Here is a 12,620-nt window from a genome sequence, read left to right as displayed (position 1 = left end):
TGCTCGGCCTCGTGGCATGTTATGCGGCCAGAGTGTGCGTGAGCGTTGCTTGGACGCGCACGCCTTCACCCGTGTTGAAGCGGTAGCCCTGGCCTCGAACAGTCGAGATCAGTTCGGGGGCCTTAGCGAGCTTCTTACGCAGACGACGAATGTGTGCGTCAACTGTACGCGAGTCGGGGCCAATGTCAGCGCCGTTCCAGACGGTCGAAAAAAGTTCTTCGCGTGAAACTGCGCGATCAGCGTTCAAGGCAAGGTGAGTGAGTAGCTCGCGTTCCTTTGCACAGAGGGCAATGCGGGCGCCTCGGATGGTCAGTTCCCCGCGGTCAGCGTTGAACTCAACGCGAGCGGGAGCAAGGTGAAGGTGCGCGAGGATCTCAAGGAAATCGTCGAAAGACGTTTCGGGGGTTTCATCGAAGACGGCAGAGTTTGCGGGGGTGTTGACCAGAGTCATGGTGTATCCAGGTTTCTTTGGTGCCGCTACCCAGCTTTGTTAACAAAGGGGCTTTTCACTCACTGCGGCAGTGATTGACAGAGGTTCGGGGGCGTCAATCACATACACATTCGCTCACGCACAGTGGTGCCCTGAAGGCAGCACATTTCGTAAGCGAAGGTCGTCATGGTTGTAGTGTGCCGTATGGGTGTCACACTTTTCCAGAAAGTGACCACATTGTGAGACTTTGTAACACGCGCTGATTCGTTCTTGACGGGGCGCTAAGACAAACAAAACCGGCCTGATCGCAGAAAAACTACGATCAGGCCGGTTGCGCCCCTGACAGGACTCGAACCTGCAACCTCGGGATTAGAAGGCCCTTGCTCTATCCATTGAGCTACAGAGGCATTGCCGGGAGCGCCCACCTCGAGTGGGCTTCGACGCGAACCAAGTTTACCGGCACCGAGCGTCAACGCCCAAAGATGTCACCACCGTGCGTTCTTCGACGCAGACACAACGCATGTGTGCCCGACCTTGTTCATCATCCATCACCGAATGCGCACGATGCATCCAACCCCAAAAAGCACCAAAGGAAAGGGCCGGAGCGATCATCCACCCCGGCATTTTCCTCACACTCCAGTGCGCGTTCACTCCACTGCGTCAAGGAACGTTAGCTGTGACTCCGGCTCCTCGATGATCTGGTTCAGGCGATCGTTGAAGACCTTGCCGTAAGGCATATTGATGTGCGCCTCGAACGCCGCGTCATCGGCGTACTTCTCAAAGACAACGAACTTGCGTGGATTGTCAACCTCACGATGAGGTTCAAACGTCACATTCCCCGGCTCCGTGTGCACATTGCGCGCCAGGCCGGCGATCATTTCCGCAACCTCGTCTTCGAAGCCTTCCTTGGCAGTAAAGCGAGCAATCAGAATCTTCATCGTTTCTCCTTCGATCAAGTCCACTTGGCGACCACTTCTCCGCTGGATTTCAGCCAATCGACGAGGCCGCGCTCACCTGTCATTCTACTCCGCTTCCACTAGGGCGCGAGAAGGAAAAACCCTCTCTTCAAGGGAGGCAAGCAAGGGAAAGAAGAGGACCGACGCGGCGCCGGAAGCCACCAGGATTGATCCGATATCTTCGGCCATCACGCCAGCATTCACAGCCACGCCCGTCACGGCAACGATGATCGGCAGACCCGTCGCACCATAGAGACCAATCCTCGTGGCATCGCGCCATGTAGTTTTCTCGACCGTGCCAACGAAGCGTTCAATCAGCACAATGGGCAAGCCTCGAACCACCAGGATGACAGTCACGAATACCACCAGCAACCAAGGGCGCTCAATGACGGCGCTCAGCGAAATATTCATACCCGAGGTCACGAAGAAAACCGGAATCAGGAACGAGAAGCCAATCGTCCGCAGCTCCCCTTCAATCGCACTGAAGTTCACTGGAGACAGTGCATGGACGACGACGCCGGCGGCGAACGCGCCGAGGACAATGTCGAGGTTCAAGACGGCGGAAAGCGCCATCAGACCGGTCAGGATTGCCATGACCACGCGCATCAGCGTCTTCGACGAAGTCTGTGCACCGCGCAAGATCACGCGACCAATTTCGGGGTGGCGCAGAATGAAACGCGTCGGAATCGCAACGGAGATCAACGTTGCAACGACGAAGAACCCAAGGATGACGGCGGCCCAACCTGGCGACCGCGTGCCAAGCAGAAGCGACATGGCAATAACAGGAGCGAGTTCACCAATCGCACCGTGGATCAACACCGCTTCACCAGCAGGCTTGCCCATCATTCCCGCTTCCATCAGAATCGGAAGCAACGTGCCCAGAGCTGTGGACGTAAACGCAATGGCAAGTGCGATCGCGGAGCTGTAATCACCATTGCGCAATGTGACAACAGCCAATGCAAATGCGGCAAAGAAACAGATCAGCCACGTAATCGCAGCAACGCGACCCGGTTTGGCACGCACTTGCGAAATATTGATTTCAGTACCTGCAATCAGGAACAGAATTCCCATACCGATCTCACGTAGTAGGTGTACGGAATCCGAGACCTGAGCGATCCCCAGAACTGAGGGTCCAATGACGACACCAAGAATCAACAGCCAGACTACATCCGGAACGCGCTTACGAGTCGCAGAAGACAAGAGCGGAGCCAAGAGAGCTGCCAAAGCAATAACAAAAAGGGACACGAAATCTTGGCTGAGGTTCTCCGAGCTCATCGGGTGAAGGCTCTGCCCCGCAAGAGCTGAAACTAACGCATTATTGTGCACGTGCTTACTCTAAAAACCCTTGTGCCTTTTCCGCCACTAAAAAGGCGTATCCCACATTCTTTGCGGCATCTCACTCCCGACGGTCGGGCATGTCATGCGAGGCGACAAAACCCGCCACACAGCACCTCGTACATGCCCACCCACGTCATACGAGGCGACACTTCCCTCCTCCCAGAACCCAAAACGTCGCCTCAGACGACACAAACGACAATCACACTCAGTCAGGCTCGAGAAATCGGGTACGGAAAAGGCCCGGCGCATAAGCACCGGGCCTCAACTGCAGGATCGAGGGTCAGGCCTCGACGTCCAGCAGACCGTTCTTGTATGCCTTTGCCAAACGACGCGGGATACGAACCTCACGGCCAGCAACCTTGACGGTGTTGAGCTCGGTGAGATCTGCCTTCCACGCGGAGCGGCGCGTGCGGGTGTTCGCACGGGACATCTTTCGCTTCGGAACTGCCATTGAATCGTGCCTCCCCTCTCTTCTCGGTAGTCGTATGGTCGGTTGGTGGCTCAAAAACGAGCCGCCGTCCGACGCCAGAACGTCGCGAGAAGGACCCGACCGGCCCATTCCCACCGACGGCAACCCGAAAATCGTACCATGAACGCCCGTTTTGCCCCTAGTTCGATACTCTGCCTGAGATGCGATCCTCATTACATGTTCCGCACCTCTCATGTCATCAGCTAGGTTAGAGGGCGACATCGATGGTGTAGAGGTACATGAGGAAGAGGGGTGAAAATGGGAGTCATTCATACCGTGCGGTCGGGTACTCGGATTGAAAACGAGATCGAGATTAAGCGCTCCCGTTTCATTACGACTCTCGCTCGCACCGATTCCTCCGACGAGGCACGCGCCCTGATTAATGAGGTCAAGGCCGACAATCCGCAGGCTCGCCACAATTGCTCCGCATTCCTTATTCAGGTTGATGGACGCGATCCTCATCAGCATTCGAGTGATGACGGGGAGCCCTCGGGCACTGCCGGTACGCCGATGATTGATGCGCTCCGTCTGGCTGGAGTGTGGAATGTGACCGCCGTTGTCACCAGGTATTTCGGAGGAATCCTCTTGGGTGGGGGCGGCCTCGTGCGCGCGTATTCATCGTCTGTATCCAAAGCGCTCGCCCTGGCACCGAAGGCGAAACTAGTTTCGCTAGACGTGCTGGAAACTCGGGTTTCACTTGCCCAGGCTGGCAGGATTGAAGCTGAGTTAAGGAATGCGGGTGCGCAGATTCTTGGCATCGATTGGGAGAGCGAGGCCGCGATCCGAATCGGCACACTTCCTGATTCTCGCGCGTTTTTTGAGGCGCAGATCCTTGCTCTGACCTCGGGTGTTTCAAAGTTTCAGATGATGGGCACCACGAGAGTCGAAGTAGACGAATAACCCCCATTGTTTTAAGATTCAATTATGACATGCGCTGACATGACACTCACCCCGTGCGGAACTCACCGTCCGGTCACACCGCGTCACCTTCTTTCGTGTTAATTGGGCGAATGACTTTTCTGGCGCTCAGCGTCGTCATTCGCCCTGGCGCATGAACACATGCGTCGCATACCACGAAATTTTTTTCTGACTTCGCACGTTGTACTTACCGTGCACTGAATGATCAGTAGTCAAGCTTTTAGGAGACTCTCATGTCGAACATTGCTTCCAACGTTGCAGAACTCATTGGCAACACTCCCCTGGTTCGTATTAATAAGCTCGCCGGTAAAGGCGTGGACGTCGTCGCCAAAGTTGAAGCATTCAACCCTGCCTCCTCCGTCAAGGACCGCATCGCAGCATCAATCATCGACGCAGCAGAAGAATCTGGCGCCTTAAAGCCCGGTGGCACCATCATCGAAGCAACCTCCGGCAACACCGGCATAGCACTGTCAATGGTCGGCGCAGCCCGTGGCTACAAGGTCGTCATCGTCATGCCGGCCTCCATGTCCATTGAGCGCCGCATCATCGTCCGCGCATTCGGCGCAGAACTCGTTCTGACCGACCCAAAGGGCGGCGTTTCCGCAGCCGTCGCCGAAGCAGAGCGCATCCGCGACGAGCGCCCCGGCTCAATCATCGCCTCGCAGTTCACCAACCCCGCAAACCCGGCAATCCACGTTGCCACAACGGGCGAAGAGATCTGGGAAGACACCGACGGCGAAATTGACGTTTTCGTCGCAGGCGTCGGCACCGGAGGCACCATCTCCGGTGTCGCAAAGACCCTGAAGGCCAAGAACCCGAACATCAAGGTCATCGCAATTCAGCCCGCAGAATCTCCGCTTCTCACCGGTGGCTCTGCTGGCCCGCACGCAATCCAGGGTCTGATGCCGAACTTCGTTCCGGACAACTACGACGCTGAGATCATCGACGAGGTCATCTCTGTTGAGAGCGCCGAAGCACTGAAGTTTGCTCGCCTGGCAGCCGCTGAAGAAGGCCTGCTGGTTGGCATTTCCTCCGGCGCAGCCCTAGCCGGTGCAACCGCTGTTGCAGCTCGCCCTGAATTTGCTGGCAAGAAAATCGTGACCCTACTTCCTGACACCGGCGAGCGTTACCTCTCGACCGCTCTGTTCGAGGAATACAAGGACTGATGTGCTTCAAGCCGACAGGACGTCGACAAAGCGAGAAGCTGAAGAGAATGCGGGGCGCGGATCATCCCTCGCCCCGCATTTTCCTTAGCCCACATTGCGATTGAGCGCTGAACACGCGCGCTTAATCGTCCAACCTCGATAGGATCACTTCTGTTCACCGTTACCCCCCAAAGGAACACCCATGGCGATCAACCCGCGCCGCGCGTTCAAGCTTCTCAGGGAAGATTTACAGACAGCTCGTCATCGCGACCCAGCCGCCCAGTCAAGCGTTGAAGTTGCACTCACATATCCGGGCGTTCACGCACTGTGGGCACACCGCGTTTCGCATTCCTTGTGGATTCGAGGCGTCAAATTGCCCGCTCGCATGTTGCAGTCGGCAACGCGCGTCATGACAGGTGTTGACATTCACCCCGGCGCCCAGATTGGTCGTCGCGTCTTCATCGACCACGCGACGGGCGTTGTTATTGGCGAAACCGCCGAGGTCGGCGAAGATGTCGTCATCTTCCACGGCGTCACCCTGGGTGGCGTCGCCATGACGCCCGGTAAGCGCCACCCTACCGTCGGCAATCACGTGATGATCGGCGCCGGCGCGAAAGTTCTGGGTCCCATCGAGGTCCACGACGGCGCTAAGATCGGCGCGAACGCGGTCGTGGTCAAGGACGTTCCGTGCGGGAACGTTGCGATTGGCGTGCCCGCACGCCTAATCCCGAAGTCCTGCAACGACACGAAGGATGACGATCTGATCATCGATCCCGCTTACTTCTTAGAAGAGCCGGAACTCTACATCTGATCCCAGAGGGCCCCCTCCCGGCGTCTCATTCTGGTTCAGGGCACCGGCGCTACGCAGGTCCCCCGCCTTGTGTGTTTAGCCGGCCTCGCACCCTTATTTGCCCAGCTCAAGCGCACAAGGAGCACACCGGCCCCCAAAGTCCCACATAGTGTGACCCACACCACGTACACTTGGTTTATGGAACAGCGCACACTTCAAGCACCAGTTGATGCGTTGGCCGATGTCGAACGCCCCGAGGGTATCGAGATCGCAACGCTCACCCGTTACGACATTCCGATGCTCGCAGCCCTGACCCTGGACGCGTACGGCGAAGAAAACACACCCGAGGCCATGCTCGAGATTTCGGAAGAACTCCGCATGACCTTCGAAGGGGCATTCGGTGCGACGACCGAAGATTCTTTCGTTGGCGCATGGGATGGTGGCGCACTGATCGGCGCCATCGAAGTCGTCAGAGAATCCCCGTGGGATGACGCTCCCGACGGCCCGTTCGTCGTCGATCTTGTCGTCGCCCCGGAATACCGTCGTAAAGGCATCGCAACCGCCCTCATCGCAGAGGTCGCACGTCGTTGCCAGGATTGGGGATTCGACGGTCTGTCCTTGACGATCGATTCGCGCCACATGGGGGCCGCCAGCCTCTACGACGCGCTCGGCTTCACCGACGTCAAATAATAGGTTCGCCTACTGTGGCTTCCGCGACCGTTTCTGCCCGCCAGTTTCATGGCAGGCTGGGCGGTTATTTCACCTTGGTCATTTTCTCCGATTGACCAGGTTCAGCCCGCTTAACCAGCGCCTTATCGCTGACAGCTGGGGCACCAGAACAGACGACGATTCTGCATGAGCGCTTCACGGATCGGCGTGCCACAGCGCAGGCAGGGACGCCCAGTTCGGTGGTAGACATACCAGCGTGACGCTTCCTCGTCGCCTTCGATCGGTGGGTTGGGTGCTTCGTCGGGATCCATCGTTTCGAGGCGCCCCGCAGCGAGCCCCCGATTCATGAGGTCGCAGATCAGAACCCAGAGGTCCTTCAGTCGCTTTTCGGAAATGTTCGCCCCCTTGCGATAGGGCGAAATTCCGGCGAGGAACAGGGCATCCGCACGGTAGATGTTGCCGACGCCGGCGATGATGGACTGGTCCATAACGATCTCGCCGATATTGCGCTTCTTGGAGTGAGCAACCGACGCGAATCGCTTCGCCGATTCCTTATCGTCGCGCGCTCCATCTTCCAGCGGGTCAGGACCGAGCTTGGCCTCGGCAACCTGACGTTCTTCGTCGTCGATCAGCTCGCAACGGTTCGGACCGACCAAATCGGCAACCGCGTGGTCGTTGAACATGCGGAAACGCACCTGACCAACAGGGGCCGGAGGCTCCCAACTTCCAACTTCAGCCTGACCGTAGCCTTCGCCCCAGCGGGTTTCTGAGTGCCCGTCCCACTCCCCCTTCGGAACGGGAGCAACGCGATGCGCGACACCGTAGCCTTCATCAACGACAGTCTCATCACCATTGAAGCGCCACCATCCATACAGGCCCAGGTGAATATGCATCCAATCCTGGGGCCACGCATCGGGCACTTCGGGCGAAACAAAACCGATAAACATGTGCTTGCCGTGGACACGCACGCACTGAATCAGCTTGCCGTCGAGTTGCGTAGCTGAAGCGCTGAAACGCCCCTGCGGGGATGAAGCAGACACAGTTCCCCCGACAAAGAGCTCATTGAGCGTCGAAGCAAGACGACGGATGGCATCACCTTCAGGCATGAATGACCTTTCATCTGGGATCAAACGATAACTAGGCGGTTGCGACTGGTAGCAACCCGCTTCATGGTGTTGCGAAGCGGTAAAGCTCCAGCCTTTTTCGCACGCTACCGTCGCAGGCTATCGCTTCTTGGTGAGCCTCGCTGAAGATGCCACTGCTTGATAAAAACCCTGCGGCGCGAAGCTCACCGCTTCGCGCCGCAGGGTTGCCATCACAATCGCGATCAGCGCGGGAGCACCACGTTGACCAGGCTCGGCTTGCGCACGATCACCTTCAGAGGTTCACGGCCTTCAAGAGCCTTGACGATCGGCGCCTGAGCCAGAGCCTCGGAACGCAGATCCTCTTCACTGATCGACGGCGAGACCTCGAGGCGCGCACGAACCTTACCGTTCACCTGAACAATCGCGGTGACACTCTCTTCGACCAGTAGCGATTCGTCAGTGACAACCGGGAAGGGCTCGCGAGCCAGTGACTCACCGTGTCCCAGACGCATCCAGAGTTCTTCTGCGATGTGCGGGGCAACAGGGGAAATCATCAGAACCAGGGGTTCGATGGCTTCACGCGGAACCGACTTCAGGCCGGTCAGGTGGTTGTTGAGGACAATCAGCTTCGAGACCGCAGTGTTCACGCGCATGTTCTCGTATTCGACGGTGACATCGGCAATCGTACGAGCAACCAGACGCTTCGTCTCAAGATCTGCTTCTTCGTCGGTAACGGTCACTTCACCGGTTTCCTCGTCCAGCGTGTTACGCCAGAGTCGCTGCAAGAAACGCTGCGAGCCGACGACTGCACGGGTTTCCCACGGACGCGAGACATCCAGCGGCCCCATGGACATTTCGTACACGCGGAACACGTCGGCGCCATAGGCGTCATACATTTCGTCCGGGGTGACGATGTTCTTCAGCGACTTGCCCATCTTGCCGTATTCGCGGGTCACCGGCTGACCCTGATAGGTGAAACCTGTTGCCTCGTCGCCTTCGATTTCGTCGGCGGGCACATACTGTCCACGCTCGTCCTTGAAGGCGTAGGCCTGAACGTACCCCTGGTTGAACAGCGTGTGGTACGGCTCTGCGTCCGGCACGTGACCCAGGTCGAAGAGAACTTTCTGCCAGAAGCGCGAGTACAGCAGGTGAAGAACCGCGTGCTCAACGCCACCGACGTACAGGTCGGTGCCACCGGATTTTTTGCCTTCGCGCGGGCCCATCCAGTAGTCGAGGTTCTCAGCCGAAGCCAGCGCCTTGGAGTTCTTCGGATCGGTGTAGCGCATTTCGTACCAGCATGAACCTGCCCACTGTGGCATCGTGTTGGTTTCGCGACGGTAGTTCTTCGGGCCATCGCCGAGATCCATGGTGACGTTCACCCATTCTTCGCTTCGGCCAAGTGGCGCTTCCGGCGCGGTGTTCGCGTCGTCAGGGCCGAAAGTGCGCGGCGAGTAATCGGACACCTCGGGAAGCTCAACGGGAAGCTGATCTTCGGGCAGAGCATGTGGCAGGCCGTCCTCATCCCAGACGATCGGGAAAGGCTCACCCCAGTAGCGCTGGCGAGAGAACAGCCAGTCACGCAGGCGGTAGGTGACGGTTCCACGGCCGAGGCCCTTGGATTCCAGCCATTCGATCATCGCAGCCTTGGCTTCATCCTTTGCCAGGCCGTTCAGACTGATCTCGTCATTCGCCGAATCAACAGCAACGCCGTCGCCGGTGTACGCCGACTCGGTCAAATCGTGGCCGTACGGATCATCAGCTGCGCCGATAGTGCGAACAATGTCGAGCTCGTACTTGTTCGCGAATTCCCAGTCACGATCGTCATGCGCGGGAACAGCCATGATCGCGCCGGTGCCGTAGCCCCAGAGGACGTAGTCGGCGACGAACACGGGCACCTTGTGGCCGTTGACGGGGTCAATGCCGTACAGGCCGGTGAAGACGCCGGTCTTCGTGCGTTCTTCGTCGGCGCGTTCGGTTTCCGACTTGCCTGCAGCCTGGGCGCGGTAGCGGGCAACCGCCTCGCGCGGGGAAGCTGCGCCATCCGTCCATGCGTCCTTCGTGCCTTCAGGCCACGAGGCCGGAACCGTGAGTGCAGCTTCGTCATCGTCGTTGCCGGCAACCGTGCCACCAAGAATCGGGTGTTCGGGCGCAACAACCATGAAGGTGGCACCAAACAGAGTATCGGGGCGAGTCGTGTAGACCTCGAGGTTGTCGACGCTTGCGCCGACTTCGCTTGCAACGGGAACGTCAAAGCGGACCGTCGCACCTTCGGAGCGACCGATCCAGTTGCGCTGCATCGTACGGACCTTGTCGGGCCAGTCGATCGTGTCAAGGTCGTCTGCCAGGCGCTTGCCGTAAGCGGTAATGCGCATCATCCACTGGCGCAGATTGCGCTTGAAAACCGGGTAGTTGCCTCGCTCGGAGCGACCTTCGGAGGTGACCTCTTCGTTCGCGAGAACGGTACCCAGGCCCGGGCACCAGTTCACGGGAGCCTCGGACACATACACCAAACGGAAGTCGTTGACGACCTTCGCCTTTTCAACGGCGTCAAGGTCTGCCCAATTGCGGCCGTCCGGAACTGCAACCTGGCCGTTGGCAAGCTTCTCTTCGAGCTCAGCGATCGGACGCGCGGCACCGATGGAGCCATCGGGAGCGGTTGCTTCCGGGTCGAACCAGGAGTTGAAGATCTGCAGGAAGATCCACTGGGTCCAGTGCACGTACTCGGTGTCGGTCGTGGCCAGCGAACGGCGACGATCGTGGGACAAGCCAAGACGACGAAGCTGGCGACGCATATTCGCGATGTTTTCCTCGGTCGTAATGCGCGGGTGCTGACCGGTCTGCACGGCGTACTGTTCTGCCGGCAGGCCGAAGGCGTCGTAGCCCATTGTGTAGAGGACGTTTTCGCCCTGCATACGGCGGAAACGAGCGACCGTGTCGGTGGCGATGTAGCCCAGCGGGTGACCAACATGCAGACCCTTGCCTGACGGGTAGGGGAACATGTCAAGAAGGAAGAAGGGCTTCTTTTCCGCTAGAGGCCCTGCGAACTCACCCACCGGGTTGTCTGCGTTAAAGGTTCCTCGTTCGTCCCACCGATCCTGCCATGCGGTTTCAATCTGACCGGCAAGTTCAGCGGTATAGCGCTGTGCGGGTTCCATGTTGGAAGCCTGGCTCATCAGGGCCCTCCCCTTGATATTTCGACATTCTTCGCCGTATCAAGGGTAGACCATTCGCGCGAAAACTCGCCTCCTCATCTCTAGCCACGAAGGTCCTTCTGGGGTGAGAATGGCCTCATGGCTACAGTCTTTGAAAACATCATTTCCGGCGTCTGGGCAGGTCGCTTCGTGTGGACCGACGACGAATGCGTTGCATTCGCGACCATCGAGCCTACCTCTCCCGGCCATGTTCTAGTCGTACCACGTACCCCGTATGAGAAATGGACGGATGCGCCCAGTAACGTCGCCACGCACCTTATGAAAGTCGCGCGAATCATCGGAATCGCCCAGGAAAAAGCATTTGGAGTCCCCCGCGCCGGCTTGGTCATCGCAGGTTTCGAGGTCCCTCACACGCACCTTCACGTGATCCCGCTACGCACAGAAGCTGATGTCCTTCTGTCGAACGCAGTGAAGGCAACGGATGAGGAACTGGACAAGGCAATGACAAAACTCCGCGACGCCCTCTTGTCGCAGGGGCACGGCTCTCACGTTCCTGAAAGCATGACTTCGCTGGGTTGATCTCCCAGCTCAAACAACGCTCGATCGTGTTTAGTCCTCGAGCGGCGACACCATCACGATCGACGCAACATCGCCAGCCAAGCGGACGCTTCGACCAGCACCCACGGTGGGAGCGGTCGCTTGGCGTATTTCAAGCGAAACCTGACCGGCCTGGTCAATATCGACGATACGGACCAACGCGTCTAGGCCGATGCCCTCACTATCGAGAATACGCAAGAATGCAGAGTCTTCGTCGGACAGGCGGGTGACGCGATACCACTTCCCCACCTCAGCGCCAGCAGTTTTCTTCGATGTCGCAATCAACGGGTAAATCACGCGTTCAACCACCGACCCATCCTCGCGCGGGATCAGGTCACCGTGCGGATCACGCTCAGGCTTGCCCAGCGCTTCATCGATATGCGCAAGAAGACGATCTGAGATCGCATGTTCCAGAATCTCAGCTTCCTCGTGGACCTCGTCCCACTCGAAGTTCAGGCGATCATGCAGGTAGGTTTCCAGCAGACGGTGACGACGCACCATTGAGATAGCAAGCGCGCGCCCCGCATCCGTGAAGTGGACTTTCCGATAGGGCTCATGCGTGACCAAACCATTCGCCACCAGACGCGATACATTCTCTGACGCGGTCGACGCAACGACTCCCATCGCGCTAGCCAGGTCATTCACGCTCATGCCGTGCTTTCCGGATTCTTCGCCACCCCACAAAGTCTTCAGATAGTCCTGCGCCATTCGCGACGACGACGCCCATATTGAATCCACCGGCTCTAAGGTCGAGGAGGTCGAATCAACTGATTTCGGCGTTTTTCCGGTCATATCGAACTCCCCGAGTGTGGTGTGGTGGTCTTCTCACCTGCTATTTTTGCATTGATCTGCCCGAAGCGGTAAAGTTTCATATCGGTCGCACGACCCCGCGTCATTAGCTCAATTGGCAGAGCAGCTGACTCTTAATCAGCGGGTTGAGGGTTCAAGTCCCCCATGACGCACAACTCTAAAACAGAATACTCTGTGGCAGAGTCCCGCGTCATTAGCTCAATTGGCAGAGCAGCTGACTCTTAATCAGCGGGTTGAGGGTTCAAGTCCCCCATGACGCAC

Annotated in this window: 12 protein-coding genes and 3 tRNA genes; 7 read left to right on the top strand and 8 right to left on the bottom strand. The window is 58.1% G+C overall.

All coding sequences use genetic code 11. The annotated features are described in order from the left end of the window. Nucleotides 1-19: 19 nt before the first annotated feature. The 5 genes from QP442_RS05960 to rpmF form a co-directional block, all read right to left on the bottom strand. Nucleotides 20-451, bottom strand: a complete 432-nt coding sequence (locus tag QP442_RS05960) for a winged helix-turn-helix domain-containing protein (protein ID WP_285069693.1) — start codon at nt 449-451, stop codon at nt 20-22. 313 nt (nt 452-764) lie between these two features. Continuing rightward, nucleotides 765-837 (bottom strand) — tRNA-Arg (locus QP442_RS05955). A gap of 240 nt (nt 838-1,077) precedes the next feature. Then, on the bottom strand, nt 1,078-1,368 hold the full coding sequence (locus tag QP442_RS05950; protein ID WP_006681228.1) for a putative quinol monooxygenase: 291 nt from the start codon (nt 1,366-1,368) through the stop codon (nt 1,078-1,080). 84 nt (nt 1,369-1,452) lie between these two features. Beyond that, complete coding sequence (locus QP442_RS05945; protein ID WP_285069692.1) at nt 1,453-2,661, bottom strand: cation:proton antiporter; 1,209 nt, start codon at nt 2,659-2,661, stop codon at nt 1,453-1,455. A 343-nt stretch (nt 2,662-3,004) separates the two neighbouring features. Beyond that, entirely contained in the window at nt 3,005-3,175 is a 171-nt protein-coding gene (gene rpmF, locus QP442_RS05940) for a 50S ribosomal protein L32 (RefSeq protein ID WP_006681230.1), read from the bottom strand. Nucleotides 3,176-3,451: 276 nt separating this feature from the next. On the opposite strand from rpmF, the gene QP442_RS05935 reads away from it, so the two are divergent. The 4 genes from QP442_RS05935 (at nt 3,452) to QP442_RS05920 (ending at nt 6,736) form a co-directional block, all read left to right on the top strand. Next, a complete protein-coding gene (locus tag QP442_RS05935; RefSeq protein WP_219585201.1) occupies nt 3,452-4,093 on the top strand; it encodes an IMPACT family protein in 642 nt (213 codons plus the stop codon). A gap of 251 nt (nt 4,094-4,344) precedes the next feature. Next, nucleotides 4,345-5,277, top strand: coding sequence for a cysteine synthase A (gene cysK, locus QP442_RS05930; RefSeq protein ID WP_285069691.1), 933 nt, complete (start codon nt 4,345-4,347; stop codon nt 5,275-5,277). Nucleotides 5,278-5,458: 181 nt separating this feature from the next. Then, a complete protein-coding gene (gene cysE, locus QP442_RS05925) occupies nt 5,459-6,067 on the top strand; it encodes a serine O-acetyltransferase (protein ID WP_006681233.1) in 609 nt (202 codons plus the stop codon). Nucleotides 6,068-6,244: 177 nt separating this feature from the next. Then, a complete protein-coding gene (locus QP442_RS05920) occupies nt 6,245-6,736 on the top strand; it encodes a GNAT family N-acetyltransferase (protein WP_006681234.1) in 492 nt (163 codons plus the stop codon). 122 nt (nt 6,737-6,858) lie between these two features. On the opposite strand, the gene QP442_RS05915 is transcribed toward QP442_RS05920, so the two are convergent. After that, the gene (locus tag QP442_RS05915; protein WP_179369738.1) at nt 6,859-7,821 is read right to left on the bottom strand and encodes an Fpg/Nei family DNA glycosylase; all 963 of its coding nucleotides are present in this window, start codon (nt 7,819-7,821) and stop codon (nt 6,859-6,861) included. Between the two features lie 221 nt (nt 7,822-8,042). Beyond that, complete coding sequence (locus QP442_RS05910) at nt 8,043-10,973, bottom strand: leucine--tRNA ligase (protein ID WP_179369739.1); 2,931 nt, start codon at nt 10,971-10,973, stop codon at nt 8,043-8,045. A gap of 117 nt (nt 10,974-11,090) precedes the next feature. On the opposite strand from QP442_RS05910, the gene QP442_RS05905 reads away from it, so the two are divergent. Then, complete coding sequence (locus QP442_RS05905; protein WP_179369740.1) at nt 11,091-11,531, top strand: HIT family protein; 441 nt, start codon at nt 11,091-11,093, stop codon at nt 11,529-11,531. Nucleotides 11,532-11,561: 30 nt separating this feature from the next. Here the strand turns inward: QP442_RS05905 and QP442_RS05900 are convergent, their stop codons facing one another. Beyond that, nucleotides 11,562-12,341: a metal-dependent transcriptional regulator gene (locus QP442_RS05900; protein ID WP_006681238.1), complete on the bottom strand. Its 780-nt coding sequence runs from the start codon at nt 12,339-12,341 to the stop codon at nt 11,562-11,564. Between the two features lie 97 nt (nt 12,342-12,438). Between QP442_RS05900 and QP442_RS05895 the strand changes: the two genes are divergently transcribed. Together QP442_RS05895 and QP442_RS05890 are read left to right on the top strand one after the other, a co-directional pair. Beyond that, nucleotides 12,439-12,511, top strand: a tRNA-Lys gene (locus tag QP442_RS05895). A gap of 35 nt (nt 12,512-12,546) precedes the next feature. Beyond that, nucleotides 12,547-12,619 (top strand) — tRNA-Lys (locus QP442_RS05890). Nucleotide 12,620: the final 1 nt, after the last annotated feature.

This window comes from Pauljensenia sp. UMB1177, from assembly GCF_030217965.1.
GTDB lineage: Bacteria > Actinomycetota > Actinomycetes > Actinomycetales > Actinomycetaceae > Pauljensenia > Pauljensenia turicensis_A.
This window is presented reverse-complemented; position numbering and strand designations above follow the sequence as displayed.